We start from the raw sequence: 19,581 nt of genomic DNA, 5'->3' as shown, positions 1-19,581 counted from the left end.
GCTCACAACAGGTAACTGACCGGTTGGTGATGGTGCGGGTGGTTGAACACGCCCATCTCCACGCCGAATATCCGGCGAAGCGAGTCCTGCTGCATGATGTCGGCCGGCGTCCCGCTCATGAGCACATGTCCGCTGTTGAGCGCAGTGATTGTATCGCAATAGCGCGCCGCGAGGTTGATGTCGTGGAGCACGACAATGACCGTCAGCCCGCGCTCCCTGGCAAGCGTCTGCACCAGCGAAAGCACGCCCGCCTGATGGGCCAGATCGAGCGCCGAGGTGGGCTCGTCGAGGATCAGGCAGCGCGCATCCTGGGCCAGCATCATGGCGATCCATGCCCGTTGCCGTTCGCCGCCGGACATGCCGTCGACACGACGGTCCGCGAAGGTTTCCAGTTCGGTCCGCGCGATGGCATCGTCAACCGCCCGGCGGTCGCTGTCGCCGAACCGGCCGAGCGTGCCATGCCAGGGAAAACGCCCCAGCGCCACCAGTTCACGGACGGTCATGCCGTCCGCGCCCGGGGTGAACTGGGGCATGTAGGCAACATGGCGCGCAAACGCCCTGTTGCTCCAGTCCGTCGCCGGCGCGCCACCCCAGGCGACGCTGCCGGCGCTTGGGGTGACTTGCCGCGCGATGATCTTCAGGAGCGAGCTCTTGCCCGAACCGTTCGGGCCGACGAGGCCGCAGACCGAACCAGCCGCGACATCCAGGTCGATGCCGGAAAGGATCACCTTCTTGTCCACCGAGAAGCCTACACCTCTCAGCGAAAGGAAACTGTCCGGCACGCCCTGCTCAACCATCGGTGCTCCTGCTTACCACTTCTTGCTCAGCTTGAAGGTCACGGTCCGGGCATCGCCGTAACCACACCCGGTCAGGCTCTGGCAAGCACTGACATACTTCTCGTCGAAGACGTTCGCGACGTTGAGCGAGGCGCTCCAGTCGTCCTTTTGATACCGGATTGCGGCATCGAACAGCGTCGCATCGGGCACCTTCCTCGTATTCGCCTCGTCGGCCCAGGATTCGCCCTGGTAACGGATACCGGCACCGAGGCTGAGACCCTGCAGCGCATCGGTCGTGAAGGCGTAATCAACCCATAGCGAGGCCGTCACGTCAGGCACGATAAACGGCGAGTTGCCGATGAGCGCTGTATTCAATGGGTTCTTGGTGATTTCCATATCCGTGTATGCGAACGAACCGAGGATTCTCCAGTTTTCGTTGAGGTTGACCTTACCTTCGAGTTCGAAGCCCCGCGATTCCACTTCACCCAGCTGATCTTGGGTGAAGAGAGGAGCTGGCATAGAGACGAGGTTGTTCCTCTTGCTGATATGGAACACCGAGGCAGTAATCGAGCCGTCGATAAAGGTGGGCTCGTACTTGATACCCGCTTCGTACTGCTCTCCTTCCTCGGGCTCCAAAGCCCCCCTTGCGGCCGTGCCGATCAGCGGATTGAAGAAGGTAGCGACGCTTACATAGGGCGTCAGGCCGTTGTCGAATTCGTAGGCCAGGCCGGCGCGGCCGCTCAGTGCCCTGTCGATCGTGTCGTAGGTCGGGCCGACTGCTGCTTCGGAGTCGGTGCTGACCCAGTCATAGCGACCGTTGAGCGTGACGAGCCATCCGTCGCCGAACCGGATCTGGTCCTGCGCATAGAGACCCACCTGATTCTGCGTCACGACCTGGTCCAGGTATACGAAGTTCGGACCTTGCGGGACGCCGAAGACAGGATCGGTGGCGCTGATGGGGGTGGCACCGCAGCAGGCCTGCACGTGGTCGAGCGTGTAATACTTGTAGTCCAGGCCGACCATCAGGTTGTGCGTCGCACCGCCCAACTCGAACTCCTGTTCAGCGCGGTTGTCGATGGCGAAGCTGTCGGCCTCCGACGTCGCCTCGAAGCCTATGCGGGCCAGCAGGTAGTCGGGAGCGGTCGGCACCCCGCCGACATAGCCGTTCAGATACGGGCCTTCCTCATGCTTCCACAGATGGCCGTAACGCGCGTTCTGGGAAACCTTCCAGCCGTTGTCGAACTCGTGTTCAAGTTCGTAGCCCAGCATCTTCTGGACGTATTCTCCCGTGTCGATGTCGGGCTCGCCATAGAAGGCGTCCCTGGCGATTTTGCCGAAGGGCGCATCGACGACCGTGCCGACATAGGGGAAGAAGCCGTTGCCGGTGTGCACCTGGTCAAGCCCACCGAGATAGCCCCAGACCGTGAGGCTCGTGGCGTCGTCCGGCGTAAACGTCACCTGCGGCATGATGAAGCCGCGCAGGTCTTCCGAGAAGTCCGAATAGTTGTCGCCACCCGCGACCTTGCCGGTCAGGCGATAGTTCACAGTGCCGTCTTCGTTGATGGCATCGGAAAAATCGAAGCCGAAGAAGGCATTGCCGTTCGAGTTGATACCGGTCTCGGTGTAATAGAGCGGATCGTCGGTCGGGCGCTTGCGAATGAGGTTGATGAGTCCGCCCGGGTTTGCACCACCGTAAAGCACGGAGGACGGCCCCTTCAGCACATCGACGCGCTCCAGCATGAACGGATCGATCTGGAAGCCACCGAAGCCATAGGCGAACAGGTTGAGTCCATCCAGATAGACACCGGTCTGCGTCGCGTCGAAGCCACGGATGAAGTACCAGTCGGTGTCCGGATCGCTGCCGAACGGCTGCGCCACGACGCCCGGCGTATAACGCAACAGTTCGTCCACCTTGTTGGTGATGCCGCGGTCCTGGAACTCCTGCTGACCGATGATCGACACCGATTGCGGAATTTCGTTGACCGGCGTGTTGCCCTTGGAGCCCGCCGAGGACGTCCTGCCGACATAGCCCCGGACAGGAGCCACGGCCGTCTGGTCGGAGCCGTTACCGGCACCCTCGGACTGGATGACGATCGGCGCGAGCTGTGTATCTTGCGCCAGCACAGGCGTCGCAGCCCCAACCGCCGCGATGGCCGCACTGGCCTTAAGCAGGCCCGTCATTACCCTCAAAGTTCTCGCATGCATGAAAACAACCCCGACAACGCCGCAGCCCCTGCTCGCGGCATGAAATAAGCTGAGCGGATAACTCATCTTTCTCTGCCCGGATTGAACGCATTTGCGACTTTTGAAGGGAATAGACATATTTGACCGCTTTTCGCCTTACTTCTGCGCCCTGCGCCAATGCGAAGGCGTCGTTCCGGTCAACTGGCGGAAGATACGGGTAAAGTGGGCCTGGTCGGAGAAGCCGGTCTCCGCAGCGACATCGCTCAACGAACCGTCGTTCGAGGCCAGCATCTGCTGCGCTTTCTTGATGCGCATCTTCATCTGCCACTGGTGCGGCGCAGTCCCGGTCGATGCCTTGAAGGCGCGGCTGAAATGAGACTGCGACAGCCCCGTCAGCGATGCCAGCTCCTCGAGCCGGATGTTGCGCAGGCAATTGCCCTCGATGAAGTCCAGCGCCCGGCGGAGTTGCCATGATGCCAGTGCGCTGCGCTGGCGCGGCTCGGAGCGGCCGAGCTTCATCACATCGATGATCAGCCCCATCGCAAGGCTGTCGCCATAGAGATCGTGCAGCGGCTGCGGATTGGCGCATTCGGCCGCAATAAGCTGCCCAAGCGCCACGATCCGCTCGTCACTGAAGAGCAGATGCGCATCTTCAAGCCGCTTCGGGTCGAGATCCGCACCCAGGCGCTGGAGGATGACTTCCGCATCGAAGTGGAGATCGAGATGCCGCATGGAGCGCACGCCGATGACATCCACCCAGAGATCCATTCCCGCCGGCACGAATGATATGGGCCGGTGCCTGGTGTCCTGAGGTGTCGCGGAACCGTCGGAGCTCATCTTGACCAGCGGTCGCCCCTCGCCTTCGGCATCCAGCAGGATGAACAGTCGAGGATCCTGGGCCACATAGTAACCGCCCGCATAGGTTTCGCACTCCACCTGCGTCAGGTCGGCGGTAATGCCATTCCACTGACGACGATGGATCTTGCCGACGACCTTGAAGCCGCCGATGCGGTTACTCATTCGAGGCTGAAACGTCACGCGCGCGGCCATAAGTGGAGTTTTAAAAGAAGCTTTCTTTGCGGCAACACGTCGCCGCTGTCAATCAGGCCGTTGGCCGCGGACAAAACAAAAGCCCCGCCGGCGGCTGCCGGCGGGGCTTTTGATTGAGATGGCAGATGGTTAACCGATCTCGGACTGGTTGGTAATGACGCGGGAGGCAAGGCCATAGGCCACACCATCTTCCGCCGACAGCCAGTAGTCGCGATCGATGTCCTTGGCGATCTTCTCCTCCGTCTGGCCCGTGGCCTTGGAGAAGATCTTGATCAGCCGCTCGTTCATCTTGATGATCTCGCGGGCCTGGATCTCGATATCCGATGCCATGCCGCGCGTGCCACCGGAGGGTTGGTGCAGCAGGAAGCGGGTGTTCGGCAGGCAGATACGGCGCTCCTTGGGAGCGGCGACATAGATGAGCGCGCCGGCAGAGGCGACCCAGCCGGTCCCGATCATCCACACCTTCGGCTTGATGAACTTGATCATGTCATGGATGGAATCGCCCGATTCCACGTGACCACCCGGCGAGTTCACGTAGACACGGATGTCTTCGTCACTGGCGGCAGCGAGCGCGACGAGCTGCGTGCAGACCTTCTGCGCCAGCTCCTGGTTGATCGGGCCGTAGATGAAGATCGAACGCGACTTGAAAAGGTTCGCCTCCGTTTCCTTGCCGAGCGGCAATTCCTTCGCCTTGTCGTCGTCGTTGTCGTCGTTCATCAGCATCTCCAGCATGGAATTGGTCTCCACGGACATAATGCGTTCGCAACCGTAAAACAATGCGCGAAACAGACTAAGGTGAATGACGTAGGGGATCAGCCTGTTCGCTGATGGACAGCCCCGTCGGCCTTGCCATATCGTTGTCCCCTGCATAACGCTTCGGTCGTTCACTTTGGCCGCAGCAACTTCTTGAGGGGTCCACCATGCTCAGACGACTTTTGCTCGCCACAGCCATTTCCGCTGCCGCCGCAGCGCCCGCCTTCGCGCATCTCGATCCTGCCGCCCACGGTTCCTTCATGGCCGGCGTTTCGCATCCGCTGTTCGGGACAGACCATATCCTTGCGATGGTCGCAGTCGGGCTGTGGGCAAGCCAGATCGCCTCCGGCTCGGGTAACAGGTCAGCCCTTTGGCTCATCCCGACCACCTTTGTCGGCACCATGGCACTTGGCTATGCCGCAGAGGTCGGCGGCATAGGGCTGCCGTTCGTGGAACCGGCCATTCTCGCCTCGGTCGTCGCACTCGGCCTGCTCGTGGCCATGGCAGTCCGGCTTCCGGTCGCGGCATCGGCCGCCGTGGTCGGCATCTTCGCGCTCTTCCACGGCCATGCCCATGGCGGCGAGCTTGGCGCCGCCGGTGCCCTTCAGTTTGGCATCGGCTTCGTGGTTGCGACGGCCTTGCTGCACCTCGCCGGCATCGCCATCGGGCTTGGCATCGGCCGGATCACGCCATGGATCGCACGCCTTGCGGGTGCCCTGACTGCCCTCGCGGGCCTGTCTCTCGCCTTCGGCTGAAGCCATTCCGGCATGAGGGCTCCCTGCCGTTCAGGGTGCCCTTTTTTCAGATACGGAAGTCCCGGCTCACCCGCGACCGCGATAGGTGGCAACACCCTGCTCGGGCAGCCAGACGCCCTTCGGCGCTTCGCCTGTCTGCCAGAACACATCGATCGGAATGCCGCCGCGCGGATACCAGTAGGCGCCGATCCTCAACCACTTCGGTTGCAACAGCTCGACCAGACGCTTGGCGATGTAGACCGAGCAATCCTCGTGGAATGCCCCGTGGTTGCGGAACGAGTGCAGGAAGAGTTTCAGCGACTTCGATTCCACCAGATGCGCCTCCGGAATGTAGTCGATGACGATATGCGCGAAATCCGGCTGGCCCGTCATCGGGCAGAGCGAGGTGAATTCCGGCGCCGTGAAGCGCACCACATAGTCGGTTCCCTGGTTGCCGTTCGGCACCTTCTCCAGGACGGCGGCTTCCGGGTTTTCCGGCGCGTCCACCTTCTGGCCGAGCTGGGAAAGGCTCGATGTGTCGGTCATGCTCATGTGAGTGTTCCTTCTACCTTGACCTTGATGCCATGCGCACCCTCCCCTTCGGGTTCCACATGGATGGCGAGGCTTGCGCCCGGTATGACGTCCTTGATGGCATCTTCGAGGCGATCGCAGATTTCGTGCGCTTGCGCCACCGGCATGCCCGCCGGTACGACGAGGTGGAAATCGATGAAGGCGGCCGCGCCCGCCCGCCGCGTCCTCAGGTCATGGACGCCGAGCGAACCGGCCGCGTTCTCCTTGATCGCATGGCGGATCGCCACCTCTTCCTCGGGCGTGACGGCACGGTCCATCAGCCCGCCGAGCGAATGGGAAATCACCTTGTAACCCTGGAACAGGATGCTGACCGCGACCAGCATCGCCATCACCGGATCGAGAATGGCATAGCCCGTCACCACCGCCAGGACCAGCCCGACGAAGACGCCGGCCGACGTCACGACGTCCGACACGAGGTGGCGGCCGTCGGCAGAAAGTGCCGGCGAATGGTGTCTGGTTCCGACCCGGATGAGAATGGCTGCCCAGGCCGCGTTGATCACGCCCGCGACGGCATTGATCGCCAGGCCCAGCACCGGCGCTTCCGGGAGTCGGGGCGCAAACAGCACACCCCACGCCTCCTGCACGATCAGGAGCGCCGCGACGATGATGAGTGCCCCCTCCACCACCGCCGACATGTACTCGGCCTTGTGGTGTCCGAACTGATGGTCGTCGTCAGCCGGACGCTGCGCATAACGGATGGCGAAATAGGCGATGAAGGCGGCAGCGACGTTGACGGTCGATTCCAGTCCGTCGGACAGAAGCGCCACCGACCCGGTCACCCACCACGCCAGCATCTTCAGCCCCATCACGCCGAAGGAGAGCGGAATGCCCCAGAAAGCCAGCCTTTCGACGATCGGATCGGTTTTCGTGGTCACCTTCTAACTCCCATGCGTATGCGAACGAATTGCAAGAGCAATGCCCCTAAACGGCGAAACCGCCCGGGCGGGACCCGGGCGGTTTCGATTGATCGCGGTATGGCTCAAGCAGCAGGTTTTGTCAAAGGACGGAAGGACGCATCCCCAGTCGTCCCAGCAACTTAGCCAGCCACCTAGGCAGAGACCTTTCCCCCATCAGCAAGCGCGGGTGTCTCGCCCGCCGCTTACGCTGCCTGCACCTTCCGTTTGCGCGCCAGACGCGCCACGACATTCTCGATCATCCGCATGCCGGCGTCCTGGCCGAGCGTCATGATCGATTCCGGGTGGAACTGCACCGCTGCGATCGGCTCCTTGACGTGCTCGATACCCATGATCGTGCCGTCCTCGCTTTCCGCCGTGATGGTGAAGTCCGTGGGCAGCGTTGTCGGGTCGGCGAAGATCGAATGGTAGCGACCGACGGTCACTTCGCTCGACAGGCCGGAGAAGACGATGCCCGGCTCCAGCACCCGGATGCGCGACGGCTTGCCGTGCATCGGGACCGCGAGATGCCGCAGTTCGCCGCCATAGGCTTCGGCGAGCGCCTGCAGGCCGAGGCAGACGCCGAAGATCGGCAGGTCCCTGGCCCGTGCTGCCTTGATGGTCGCCTTGCAGTCGAAATCCTTCGGATTGCCCGGTCCCGGCGACAGGACGACGAGATCCGGATCGACCCGGTCGAAAATCTCCTCCGGCACCGGCGTGCGCACGGTCGAAACCTCCGCGCCGGTCTGGCGGAAATAGTTGGCCAGCGTGTGGACGAAACTGTCCTCGTGGTCGACGAGCAGGATCTTCACGCCCTGCCCGACCAGCGCCACGTCGCGGGCAACCTTGCCTGAATTTCCTGCGCGCGCGTCACGGATTGCCGAGATCATGGCCGATGCCTTCAGTTCGGTTTCTGCCTCTTCCTCGTGCGGATCGCTGTCGTTGAGCAGCGTCGCACCCGCACGCACTTCCGCAATGCCGTCCTTGATGCGGATCGTGCGAAGCGTCAGACCGGTGTTCATGTCGCCGTTGAAGCCGACCATGCCGATCGCGCCGCCATACCAGGCGCGCGGGCTCTTCTCCTGGTTCTCGATGAAGCGCATCGCCCAGAGTTTCGGTGCACCGGTGACGGTCACGGCCCAGGCGTGGCTGAGGAAGCCGTCGAAAGCGTCCATGTCTTCGCGCAACCGGCCCTCGATATGATCCACCGTGTGGATGAGGCGCGAATACATCTCGATCTGCCGGCGGCCGATCACCTTCACCGAGCCCGGTTCGCAAACCCGGCTCTTGTCGTTGCGGTCGACGTCCGAGCACATGGTGAGTTCGGACTCGTCCTTCTTGGAGTTCAGGAGCTTGAGGATCTGCTCCGAGTCGGCGATCGGATCCTCGCCCCGCTTGATCGTGCCCGAGATCGGGCAGGTCTCGATGCGCCGGCCGGAGACGCGCACGAACATTTCCGGCGAGGCGCCGACCAGATATTCCTGATGGCCGAGGTTGATGAATAAGGAATAAGGCGACGGATTGATCGCCTTGAGGCGATGGGAGATCTCCGACGGCTTCGAATCGCAGCGTTCCATGAACTTCTGCCCCGGCACCACTTCGAACAGGTCGCCGCGGCGGAAGCTTTCTTTCGCCTTCGTCACCAGCTGCGCGTATTCGCCCGGCTTATGATCACCCTTCGGCGGCGTGACCGTGGTGCGCTGGAAGGGCTCCGGCGCAATCTCTTCGGCCTTGCCGTCGGTCGTCACCCCGTCCCTGGCAAAATCGTAGCGGTCGATCCAGGCCTTGGCGGAATAGTGGTCGACGACGAGGATCTCGTCCGGCAGGAACAGAACCATGTCACGCTGGTCTTCCGGCCGCTGCATCGACAGCTTGATCGCATCGAACTGGAAAGCCAGGTCGTAGCCGAAGGCGCCGAACAGGCCGATGGCCGAATCCGCGTCGGAATGGAAGAGATCGACCACGGCGCGCAGCACGGTGAACACCGTCGGCATCTTGGAGCGCTCTTCCTCGGTGAAGGCGCGGGTCGGCTCGTTGACGGCAAGGTCGAGGCGGCGGGCCGAGCGAGCCCCCAGCGTCAGGTCCGCAACAGTCGTCAGCTTGTCGGCGATGAAGCCGAGCAGCACTTCCCCGCGCTCGTTATACGCCTCGATCCAGACCTTGCGGCCGTGCGACGAGATGCACAGCGGCGGGTCGACGATCGCCGTATCCCAGCGGGTATAGCGGCCGGGATATTCATAGTTCGAGGAAAACACCGCGCCGCGCCGCTCGTCGAGCTTGTCGACATAGGAAGAGACGGCGTCCGAATAGGGCGTCGCGCGCCGCTGGCGGCTGACGGTGATCCCGCCCCTGGTCTCGTAGGTCTCCGAGCCGTCGTCCCGAATGATCGTCACCATATCCTGCTCTCCGTTTCTTTCGCTCGGGAACCTGCGGCGGATAACAAAAAAGCCGCCTCGGTTTCCGGGCGGCTTGTGTCGTCTTGTCGATGGACATGACTGGTCAAGGCCGCGTTAGCGTGCCCACCACCAGTTACCAATGTTCATCGACTTGATCATGGCGAAAGAGATAACGCGGAGCTTCTGTCTCCGCAAGCGGATTTGTAGGCCATGCGACCAAAACCATGGTTCGCGCGTTGCCTGTCGCGAAACCATTCACGGAGCAGCCTTAGATGCAACGGTCCATCCTTTTCCTCGTGCTTTGCCTTCCGTTCGTCGTCGGAGCCGCCGCGCTGCCCCGCTCCGGACCGGTCCCCGCGCCAAAGCCCGCCGAGGAAAACGCGCCGGATGGGCAAGCTGGGGGCAAGCAACCCCCGGCCGAGCAGTCTTCCGACGATCAGCCCGATCCGGCCAGCGAGCTTGAAGCGGCTGTCCCCACGCCGGAGCCAAAGCCGGACACCGAAGCGGCGAAACCGGCCCCGCCTCAAGAGGCAAAGCCCGGGGATGAAAAAGCCGGTGAAGACAAGCCGGACGACAAGGATGAAAAGGAGGAGCAAGCAAAGACACCTCCACCCCCGCCGCCTCCGCCTGTCGAGAAAGAGGACGCGGCAGCGCTGAAGGCCTGCCTCGCGGATTTGGCCGCCCTCGGCACGAAGTACAAGACCGCGACGCGCATCGACGAAGGCGAAGGCTGTGGCATCGATCAGCCCATAGAGGTGACCGAAGCCCTGCCCGGTATCGATACGGGCGGCGCGCAGATGCGCTGCGAAACGGCCCGTGCGCTCGGCCACTGGTTGAAGGATACCGTCCAGCCGGCGCTGAAGATTGCCATGCCGGACCGCAAGATCAGCGGCATCACCACCGGCTCGACCTATGCCTGCCGCCTGCGAAACGGAGCCTCGACCGGCAAGATCTCGGAACACGCCCGGGGCAATGCCATCGACGTCGCCGCGTTCCGGCTCGACGACGGTGCGGAAGTGACGATGAAACCACGGCACGAGGACGGGACGATGGAAGGCGCCTTCCAGCGCACCGCGACCGCCGGCGCCTGCCTGCACTTCCGTACCGTGCTGTCCCCCGGCAGCGACGCCGCCCACCAGGATCACCTGCACCTCGACGTGCTGGAGCGCGACAGCGGCTACAGGTATTGCCGTTGAATCAATCTCTGAGGAGCCTGAATCAACGCCTTAGAAAAGACCCTCTATGTGCCCGTCATCGTTCAGGAAAATGCGCTCTGCGGAGGGCGAGCGGGGAAGGCCCGGCATGGTCATGATCTCCCCGGTGATGGCGACGACAAAGCCGGCACCCGCCGAAAGCCGAACCTCGCGCACCGGCACGACATGGCCCTCCGGCGCGCCGCGCAGGTTGGGATCGGTGGAGAAGGAATACTGCGTCTTCGCCATGCAGACCGGAAGATGGCCGTAGCCCTGCTCCTCCCAGGCCTTCAACTGGTCGCGCACCGCCTTGTCGGCCGTCACCTCGCCCGCATGGTAGATCTTCGAAGCAACCGTCTCGATCTTTTCCATCAGCGGCATGTCGTCCGGATAAAGCGGCTTGAAATCCGCCTGTCCGGCATCGGCCAGTTCCGCCACACGCTCTGCCAGTTCCTCGATCCCGGCAGACCCGTCCGCCCAGTGCCGGCAGAGGATGGCGTCGGCACCGTGGCGGGAAACATAGTCCTTGACGGCGACCACTTCGGCGTCCGTGTCGGAGGTGAAATGGTTGATCGCCACGACGACCGGCACGCCGAAGCGGCGGACATTGGCGATATGACGACCGAGATTGGCGCAGCCGCGCGTCAGTGCTGCAACGTCCTCGGCACCGAGGTCTTCCTTCCTCACGCCGCCGTTCATCTTCAGTGCCCGCACGGTCGCGACGATGACCGCCGCCGCAGGACTGAGCCCCGCCTTTCGGCACTTGATATCGAAGAATTTCTCTGCGCCGAGATCGGCGCCGAAGCCCGCCTCCGTCACCACATAGTCCGCAAGCTTCAGCGCCGTTTTCGTGGCAATCGCCGAATTGCAGCCATGTGCGATGTTGGCGAAAGGTCCGCCATGCACGAAGGCCGGATTATTCTCCAGCGTCTGCACCAGGTTCGGTTGCATGGCATCCTTGAGCAGCACGGCCATGGCGCCGTCGGCCTTGAGGTCGCGGGCAAAGACCGGCGTCTTGTCGCGGCGGTAGGCGACGATGATCTCTCCGAGACGCCGCTCCAGGTCCTCGAAGTCTTCCGCCAGGCACAGGATGGCCATCACTTCCGAGGCGACGGTAATATCGAAACCGCATTCGCGCGGGAAACCGTTGGCGACACCGCCCAGCGCTCCGGCCATCTGCCTCAGCGCCCGATCGTTCATGTCCATCGCTCGCCGCCAGGTAATCCGCCGGACGTCGATGTCGAGCGCGTTGCCCCAGTAGACGTGGTTGTCGATCATCGCGGCAAGGAGGTTATGGGCAGAGGTTATCGCGTGGAAGTCGCCGGTAAAGTGGAGGTTGATATCCTCCATCGGGATTACCTGTGCGTAACCGCCGCCGGCGGCGCCGCCCTTCATGCCGAAGCAGGGCCCTAGCGAAGGTTCGCGCACGCAGATGATCGCCTTCTTGCCGATCCGGTTGAGGCCGTCGCCAAGCCCGACTGTCGTCGTCGTCTTGCCCTCGCCCGCCGGCGTCGGGTTGATGGCGGTCACGAGGATCAGCTTGCCGTCGGGACGATCCTTGAGGGAATGGATGAAGTCTGCGCCGATCTTTGCCTTGTCGTGGCCGTAGGGCGCCAGGTGTTCCTGCGGAATGCCGAGCTTGGAACCGACCTCCATGATCGGCTTCTTCGCCGCCATCCGCGCGATCTCGATGTCGGATTTCACCGCCGTCATGTCATTCATCCTCTTGGCATGTTTGGTTGGTGAATTGGCCACAGACGGACGCGGGACACAAGCGGGGTGGCATCACCGTCCCCGGTTTGCACAGGTGTGATACATATACCGCTGCGTGTAATTCCCGATTGCAATTTACTTAAAGGTGCAGTTACCTATCAATGCAACCTGAGGGAGATAGGCATGAACATCATTGTCTGCTGCGATGGTACATGGAATACGCCTGACGCGACTGAAAACGGGCTGCCGAGCCCGACCAATGTCGTGAAGCTCTACAACGCGCTCGCCGCCGCCGACGCAAAAGGCACCGAACAGAAGTTCTACTACCACCCCGGCGTCGGCACGGACGGTACCTGGGTTAAGCGATTTCTCGGCGGCAGCACCGGCAAGGGGCTCGATCAGAACATCATGAGCGGCTACAACTGGCTGGCTCGCACCTACCGGGAGGGCGACCGGATCTGGCTCTTCGGCTTCAGCCGCGGTGCCTATACGGTCAGAAGCCTGGGCGGCATGATCTCCAAATGCGGGCTTCTCGACCTGCCGGGATCAAAACTCACCGACAACCAGGCCTGGACGGCAATCGAGGACGTCTTCGACGCCTACCGGGCAGATGAACCAAGCCCCATCAAGGCGGGAAAGAACCGCAAATTCCACCACTCCGCTGCGGGCCAGTCCCCGGCTGGAAAGACGAAGGTTCACTTCATCGGCGTATGGGACACGGTGGGGTCGCTCGGTATTCCGGACGACATGGCGCTCCTCAATCTTCTCGACGATCCCGACGACCACCGGTTCCACGACACCAAGCTCGGCCCGGCGGTCCAGAATGCCCGTCATGCCGTTGCGCTCGACGAATTCCGCCAGAGCTTCCTGCCCACCATCTGGGAAAAGCCCGCCGGCTGGACGGGAACCTTGAAACAGGTCTGGTTTCCGGGCGTCCACGGCGATGTCGGCGGCGGCTACAGCCAGTCCGGCCTGTCGGATGGCGCGCTCTACTGGATGATGCAGGAAGCGGAAATGCTGGGACTGTCCTTCAATGCCGGCGCCGTCAACCAGATGAGGCCCGATGCACGCGGCCTGCTGCACGACTCGGTGAAAGGCGTGTTCAAGGCGCTCAAGACCCGGCCACGGGCGACGCCGAAAGTATCGGCGACACCATCCGAAGAGGTTCATGCATCGGCGCAGGACCGCCACGCCAATCCACCGCTCGCCCAGGGCCGCTACAGACCGTTGAAGGAGACGCTACCGCTCACCGTCGACATCTTCGCACGCGACCACTGGAACGACACCGGTGTCTATCTCCAGGCCGGGAAGAGCTATCGCTTTGTGGCCGAGGGCGAATGGATGGACGCCTCGATCAAGTGCGGACCGGGCGGCACGAGCGACGGAAAATTCAATCCGGCTGAAATCGCCCAGATCGCCTCCTCCATCTGGGGCGGCATGGAGACATTGTGGAAGAACGTCACCGGCAACCGCCAGGTGGATTTCTGGTGGACGAAGCGGGAAGAGGATCTCGACTGGTTCTGCCTCGTCGGCCTCGTCGCCAACGACGTGCCGGCACCGAAGAAGGACGAGAAGCAGGAGATCGAGCGTCTGCCGCACCAGGTCTTCAAGATCGGCGACAAGACAACCTTCAAGCCGCAGAAATCCGGATACCTCTATTGCTTCGCCAATGATGCCTGGCACGCCTACGAGAACAACCGGGGCAGCGTTCGGCTGACCGTTTCCGAGGCTTGAGACAAGCCGTAACGCAAAGAGGGCGGCGCGAAACCGCACCGCCCTCGCCCAGCCCCCGCCGATAAGGTCTAGAAGCGCTGTGTCAGCGAGATTTTGAATGTCCGCCCCGGCTCGGAGTAGAATTCCTGGTTCGCTGCGGTGATCGTCGTGTAGTCCTTGGTGTTCAACGCGTCGTAGTAGGTCGCGTCGAACACGTTGTAGACGCCGGCCTGAACCCGCAGCCCCTTTACCTGTTCAGGTTCCCACCATCCGGTCAGGTCGACGATGGAATAACCCGGAGCCTTGAAGCTCGCCGCGGAATCGTCGTCCACGCCCTTCACGGCCGTCCAGAGCGCATCCACGCCCCAGGTTTCCGCCGCGTACCCCACTCCGATGATGCCTTTGAGCGGAGGTACTGAAGCCAGCAGCTTGCCGGTATCCAGGTTCTCGCCCCGTGCGTAGGCAATTCCCGCCCGCATGTTGAAACCGTTGTCGAAGTGCTTGTGAGCAGCAAGTTCGATGCCATAGATCTCGGCACGGCTGACGTTCTCCGGCGTCTGAACGAAGGCGTATCCGAGGCTCGGGTCGATCCCGCGGGCGATCTGTTCGGCCGGGGTCAGGTTCCGGTTTTCGATAAAGTTCTTGTAGCGATTGTAGAAGAACGACAGGCTGCCTCCGGCATTCTGATCGCCGAACCGTGCACCGACGTCTATGCCGTTGCTGGTTTCCGGCTCGAGGTCCGGATTGCCCGTCCGCAGGTAGGTGCCCGGAGCGCCGAAGGTCATATAGAGCTCATTGGCGCTCGGCGAGCGGAAGCCCATGGCCCACTGGCCGAACAGGGTGAACTGCTGGTTGACCTCATACTCCGCCAGGAGCTTCGGCGACCATGCGTCGCCGCTGGAACCGGGCGGCATCGACGGGTCCATGGCGTTGTCGAGATAGTCCGCCGTTTCCTTCGGGTCGTGGTCGAACCAGTCGTAGCGCAGGCCCGGCGTCAACGAGAACCCGCTGCTGCCAAAAGTCATGCGATCCTGCGCATAGAAACTGATCCGCTTGCTGTCGACATCCGGCATGTCGGACTGGTTGGTATGGAGGTTGCCGCAGGCGCCGAAGAGGAACGGAGGAGAGTAAGGCGGTCCTGGCGGGCAAGAGTCGACGCCCGCCGAATACTGCTCTGCCTTCGAAATGAAGATGTCCGTGCCCAGCGTGAGGACATGGTCCACGCCTCCGGTCTGGAAACCGCTGTCGAAGAACCCGTTGAAGCCGATACCGGCTTCCTCGATGTCGTTCCAGCGCTGGAAGACGCCCGGAACACTGGTGAAGCGGATGGAATCCTGGCTGTCCTGACGCATCTGCCGCTGCCAGTAGAGTGTCGCTTCAGCAGCGTCGATGAGACCGTCGGCGCTGGGCGCCTCGTAAAAGTAGTCGAGCGACACGCGGTCGCGCTCGTTGGCCTGGCCGTTCGAATGGTTGCCGGGACGGTAGTTGCCGGTGAGCGGTATCTGGTCACGACGCAAGTCGACGTCTTTGTCGAAGCGGAAGCGCTCTGCCGTCAGGCCGAAGACGTGGCCCAGCTCGGTGTCCTGGCGCAGCTTGAACAGGAGATTGTGCCGGTCGTAGTCAGCCGGGTTTGCCTTGGTGCGGGTCGGGCCGTATCCGCCGACGGTCCCCTGGTTGTCCCGCTCATGGCCCTCCTTGTAGGAGCCCAGGAACAGGACTGAGGTGTTTTCGACCCGCTTCGCCACGGCCGCGCCTGCGTACCAGCTGTTGTCGGTGCTGTCATAGCCGCTGCCGACCTTGCCGCCCCAGGTCCTGCCTTCGCCGATCAGGTCTTCCGGTTCCAGCGTGCGCAGCACGAGAGCACCACCAAGGCCGCCGTCGCCGATGCGACTGGAATCCGCACCACGCATCACGTCTACGCTGGTCAGGGCGAAGAAGTCGAAGCTTTCCGCGCCGCCGGACGTGCTGCGCGCACCGTCCTGAAGATAGGCAATCGGCACGCCGTCGATGATCGTTGCAACACGATGCCCCTCAAGGCCGCGGATATTGAGCGAGTTGGTCGTGCCCCGGCTGAAGTTCACACCGGGCTCAAGCGCACGACCGAGATCCTCGATGCTCTGGACCTGATTCCTCTCGATTTCCTCTTCCGTCGTTTCCGAGGCGAGCGGCGTGTTGACGATGCTGCCGGCCGCAACCCGCTGCCCTTTCACCACGATCGTTGGCAATTGCGTCTCGCCATTGGTGGCGACTGCCTGCTGCGCCCATACCGGCAAAGCCGAGAAGACGGCAATCGCCGTGCAGGCGAGCAAAAGAGATCTCGTGGTTCGGGCGTTCATAGTATTCCTTTCTTGAGCAGGCACGCGCCATCGACGGCGCACGGCAGTGCGTCGCTTGGAAGAGCGTTCCGATCTGGGTCATACGGGCGGGAGGAAAACCTGCCTTGGTTCCGCCATCTAAAAAACATGATTCTTTTTGTCAACATTAAAGGTGATAAAAAAACTCATATTTTCATTTGCGATCCCGACAGGCGCCTCTGGCCACCCCCGCACAAAATGCACACAGTATACCTGTTACAAAAGGATGCTTGTGGACACCGGCCAACAATTGCTAAGTAGTTAAAATCTGACCATCTATCGTAAACAAAGTGCAAAGCTACTCTTGGTTAGATCAGCGCGGCCAGAGTTCAGAGGGGGGCAGTCGCATTTGTCGGTCGTGAAGATGGAAGAGCCCGAAAGGCAGTCAGCACTGAGTGAGGTGATTGCCGCAGCCGGCTGTCAGGCCGATGTTGTGGCAGCGCTGGAACGTGCGGCACGCGCCTTCGAGTTTAGCTATGTATCACTACTGGTCAAACCGACAGGCATCGAACACCTGTTGTCTCGCATTCTTGTCCGGAGCACTCTCCCTGCCGATTTCGTCCAGGAATTCGACAGGAACCGATTTCTGGTAGAGTTCCCGATCCTGCCCACACTCTTCGAATCCATGCTGCCCCGCGCATGGACGCTGGACAGTCTGCAAAGCGATTTTGGCAAGGAGCATCCGACACCGGTTATGCACCTGCTGCGCCGCTTCGGCATCACCACGACAATCGTGATGCCGCTGCATTCGCTGGACGGGGAACGGTTCCTCATGTGCTTCGATGGTGACCGCCCACCGCTTCAGCAGGCGGAGATCAACGAACTCGGGATGATCTCGCTGCACGCCTTCGACGTGTTCGAGAAAATCCGCCGCACCGGTCGCCTCGCCGTGCCCAACCCACTCTCGGGTCGCGAGCTGGAGGTGGTGCGGTGGACCGCCCAGGGAAAGACCTCGGTGGAGATCGGCCACATCCTGTCGCTGTCGGATCACACGGTCAACGCACACATGACCAACGCCATCAAGAAGCTGGATTGCGTCAACCGCACGCAGCTCGTGGCCAAGGCGATCCGCCTTGGCCTCATTCCTTGACCCGATCTCCTAGCGGTCCCCGATCTTCCTAGCGGTCAAGGACCGACCGGACTTCCACGAGATTGGACCTTACCCTGAGGATATAGAAGCCCATCGTCGCCAGATGCGTCGGCATGATCCAGCCGTCCTCGCGACCGTTGGAAATGATCGCCGGCTGTATCCGCAGCGCCGCCCGGAACTGGCCGAGTGTATCCGCCCACAATGGCCCGAGGTTACGCTCGCGGATGACCTGGCTGAAATCCGCCCCGGCGGCGGAAAGGATCGCGTAATAGCCGTATAGCTGGCCGTAGGCGAACCAGAAGCGATCATCCGCACGCGTATCGAACCAGCCGCCATTGTGCTTCTCCGACCGCTCGCGCAGGATCGCCGACGTGCTGCCGAGATCGTTGGCGATCCGGTCGAGGAATTGCACCAGGTTGTCGGCACGCCCGTCGAAGGTCGCCTTGCAGGCGCTGAGATCCACATTGAACTTGCGCAGGCTGTCGAGCGCCGACCGGTAGTAGCTCGGAGTCGGTGTCTTTGGCCCGAAGGGGCTGAGCCCGAAATACCACGAGTACTCGTCGAACTGCATGTTGTTGCGGGCATCCTGCAAGTCGTTGTTGATGCCCGACGTGCCGCGCACTCGCGCCAGCGTGTCAACCAGTTCGATGGACGTGCGCCGCACGGCCTGGTTCACGCCGCGCTGGAACGACGCCTTGTTGTCGAGAAATGGCGTATTGTCCCAGTCGAGACCGAAAAGCCCCACCCGGTAGAGAAGCATGGAGGATATCCAGGCGTTCTCGTTGACATTGAAAACGATGAGATCGGCGGCAGCATCGACGATTGCCGACGTCTGGCACTGGGGCGCGGCGGCAACCGCCGGAGCATCGGCGGCAGCCGGCGCCGGGGCGGGCAGTTCCTGTCCGGCGGCAACCGTCCGCTCGGACCAGCGATGGTTGTCGATAAAGTCGGGATTGAAGCCGCTCCATACCTGGGTTTGCCAGAAGAAGTAGCCATAGAGCCCCGTGAAAAGGACGAGGATCGCCAGAAGCGGCCCTTTCACAATCCAGTTGCGGCCCGAATACCAGCCACGGGCGGCTCGGAACGGCCACACCAGCCACGCGACCAGTAGCCCGACAGCTCGACCAGCCGCACTGAAAATCTTTCGGAAAAGCCCTTTGATCGCATCAAGCATTGCCTACCCCTGCATTTGTTCCCTTCACGTAGGCAGTGCCGGTCGCCTTGTCGAGCGCGCCACGGAAAGTATCGAGAAATCGACCGTCGATCTTGGTTTTTCGCCGTTCGACCTCGATGCTTGAGAGCATATCTGTCTCATGGAGTTCGAGCAGCGGCGTCAGATGCGGCAGGCTTTCACGGTCGAGCGCGAACACCCCGGCCGTCGATCCGCCGCGCCTCGGCGAGAGGATCCCCGCCAGCAGGATTGCCCGTTCCGCCTCGATCGTCAGCTTGTTGACCAGCACATTGATGGGGGTGAGTTGGCGGTTGATCTCGACCAGGAAGTCTTGAACCGTCTGGAGGTACTGCTCCACGAGGACCGAAGCGCCGCTGATCGGCCGCCCCTCGTGCGAGGCGGCCTCGGCCAGGTTGTCGGCAAGCACCTGGCGGTGCCCGCCCAGTTCCACCAGATCGGATTCGACGCGCTGCCGCATGGCGACAAGCCGCTCGCGGCGGGCCGAAAGCATGCCGTGGAGGCTGTCGGCATCGGCAAGCGCCGCAACCAGCACATCGGTCGCCATCCAGCCCGACCGGCCGAAGCGCATCGCAAGCAGGTTCCGTAGCGCGGCCCTCAGTCGCTCCTTCGCCGTAGGCTGCGGCTTGTCCTCGAGCACGGCCATCACGTCATCGACGCGCGCCGCGATTATCGCTGCGCGAACCGCCAGTGTTTCGCAGGCTGATGTCCATGCCGCCGAGATGCCCTCGAGCCCCGGCGTCGCATCGCCCGTGATGTCGGGCACCCGCTTGGATCTGGCTGCCTCGGTGACGGCGTTCCCCGTCCGGTCGATCTCACGGTCGAGATCTGCGAGCGCGGCCTGCAATGCCGCAATCGAATCCCGGTCGCTTCTCACCTTGCCCATACCGATCCCCCGCAAGCGCATCAGACAACAAAAGACCGCCATGGACTTATACCACGGCGGCCCGAT

At 62.4% G+C, this 19,581-nt stretch carries 15 protein-coding genes; 4 read left to right on the top strand and 11 right to left on the bottom strand.

Annotation, left to right across the window (positions count from 1 at the left end):
* Positions 1–2: 2 nt before the first annotated feature.
* The 4 genes from LH464_RS02260 to LH464_RS02245 form a co-directional block, all read right to left on the bottom strand.
* Positions 3–782: an ABC transporter ATP-binding protein gene (locus LH464_RS02260; protein WP_315859573.1), complete on the bottom strand. Its 780-nt coding sequence runs from the start codon at positions 780–782 to the stop codon at positions 3–5.
* Positions 783–809: 27 nt separating this feature from the next.
* Entirely contained in the window at positions 810–2,957 is a 2,148-nt protein-coding gene (locus LH464_RS02255) for a TonB-dependent siderophore receptor (RefSeq protein ID WP_226784735.1), read from the bottom strand.
* A 159-nt stretch (positions 2,958–3,116) separates the two neighbouring features.
* On the bottom strand, positions 3,117–3,980 hold the full coding sequence (locus LH464_RS02250) for an AraC family transcriptional regulator (RefSeq protein ID WP_226784734.1): 864 nt from the start codon (positions 3,978–3,980) through the stop codon (positions 3,117–3,119).
* Positions 3,981–4,139: 159 nt separating this feature from the next.
* On the bottom strand, positions 4,140–4,727 hold the full coding sequence (locus LH464_RS02245; RefSeq protein ID WP_226784837.1) for an ATP-dependent Clp protease proteolytic subunit: 588 nt from the start codon (positions 4,725–4,727) through the stop codon (positions 4,140–4,142).
* Positions 4,728–4,930: 203 nt separating this feature from the next.
* Here LH464_RS02245 and LH464_RS02240 point away from each other — a divergent pair, with 203 nt between their 5' ends.
* On the top strand, positions 4,931–5,518 hold the full coding sequence (locus LH464_RS02240; RefSeq protein WP_226784733.1) for a HupE/UreJ family protein: 588 nt from the start codon (positions 4,931–4,933) through the stop codon (positions 5,516–5,518).
* Positions 5,519–5,584: 66 nt separating this feature from the next.
* On the opposite strand, the gene queF is transcribed toward LH464_RS02240, so the two are convergent.
* From queF to LH464_RS02225, 3 genes are all read right to left on the bottom strand, one after another.
* A complete protein-coding gene (gene queF / locus LH464_RS02235) occupies positions 5,585–6,049 on the bottom strand; it encodes a preQ(1) synthase (RefSeq protein ID WP_226784732.1) in 465 nt (154 codons plus the stop codon).
* Positions 6,046–6,963, bottom strand: a complete 918-nt coding sequence (locus LH464_RS02230) for a cation diffusion facilitator family transporter (RefSeq protein WP_226784731.1) — start codon at positions 6,961–6,963, stop codon at positions 6,046–6,048. The genes queF and LH464_RS02230 overlap by 4 nt, the downstream gene beginning before the upstream one ends.
* Before the next feature lie 224 nt (positions 6,964–7,187).
* The gene (locus LH464_RS02225) at positions 7,188–9,377 is read right to left on the bottom strand and encodes an anthranilate synthase (RefSeq protein WP_226784730.1); all 2,190 of its coding nucleotides are present in this window, start codon (positions 9,375–9,377) and stop codon (positions 7,188–7,190) included.
* 272 nt (positions 9,378–9,649) lie between these two features.
* Here LH464_RS02225 and LH464_RS02220 point away from each other — a divergent pair, with 272 nt between their 5' ends.
* Positions 9,650–10,573, top strand: coding sequence for an extensin-like domain-containing protein (locus LH464_RS02220; RefSeq protein ID WP_226784729.1), 924 nt, complete (start codon positions 9,650–9,652; stop codon positions 10,571–10,573).
* A 30-nt stretch (positions 10,574–10,603) separates the two neighbouring features.
* On the opposite strand, the gene LH464_RS02215 is transcribed toward LH464_RS02220, so the two are convergent.
* Entirely contained in the window at positions 10,604–12,283 is a 1,680-nt protein-coding gene (locus tag LH464_RS02215; protein WP_226784728.1) for a formate--tetrahydrofolate ligase, read from the bottom strand.
* 183 nt (positions 12,284–12,466) lie between these two features.
* Here LH464_RS02215 and LH464_RS02210 point away from each other — a divergent pair, with 183 nt between their 5' ends.
* The gene (locus tag LH464_RS02210) at positions 12,467–14,017 is read left to right on the top strand and encodes a DUF2235 domain-containing protein (RefSeq protein ID WP_226784727.1); all 1,551 of its coding nucleotides are present in this window, start codon (positions 12,467–12,469) and stop codon (positions 14,015–14,017) included.
* 68 nt (positions 14,018–14,085) lie between these two features.
* Here the strand turns inward: LH464_RS02210 and LH464_RS02205 are convergent, their stop codons facing one another.
* A complete protein-coding gene (locus tag LH464_RS02205; protein ID WP_226784726.1) occupies positions 14,086–16,332 on the bottom strand; it encodes a TonB-dependent hemoglobin/transferrin/lactoferrin family receptor in 2,247 nt (748 codons plus the stop codon).
* Between the two features lie 376 nt (positions 16,333–16,708).
* On the opposite strand from LH464_RS02205, the gene LH464_RS02200 reads away from it, so the two are divergent.
* Positions 16,709–17,440, top strand: a complete 732-nt coding sequence (locus tag LH464_RS02200) for a LuxR C-terminal-related transcriptional regulator (protein ID WP_226784836.1) — start codon at positions 16,709–16,711, stop codon at positions 17,438–17,440.
* 28 nt (positions 17,441–17,468) lie between these two features.
* On the opposite strand, the gene LH464_RS02195 is transcribed toward LH464_RS02200, so the two are convergent.
* Complete coding sequence (locus LH464_RS02195) at positions 17,469–18,614, bottom strand: DUF2333 family protein (RefSeq protein WP_226784725.1); 1,146 nt, start codon at positions 18,612–18,614, stop codon at positions 17,469–17,471.
* Positions 18,607–19,515, bottom strand: a complete 909-nt coding sequence (locus LH464_RS02190) for a hypothetical protein (RefSeq protein WP_226784724.1) — start codon at positions 19,513–19,515, stop codon at positions 18,607–18,609. Before LH464_RS02190 ends, LH464_RS02195 begins: the two co-directional genes overlap by 8 nt.
* Positions 19,516–19,581 lie beyond the last annotated feature (66 nt).

Origin of the sequence: Pseudorhizobium xiangyangii, from assembly GCF_020531965.1 — a bacterium.
In the GTDB taxonomy this organism is placed as follows: Bacteria; Pseudomonadota; Alphaproteobacteria; order Rhizobiales; family Rhizobiaceae; genus Neorhizobium; species Neorhizobium xiangyangii.
This window is presented reverse-complemented; position numbering and strand designations above follow the sequence as displayed.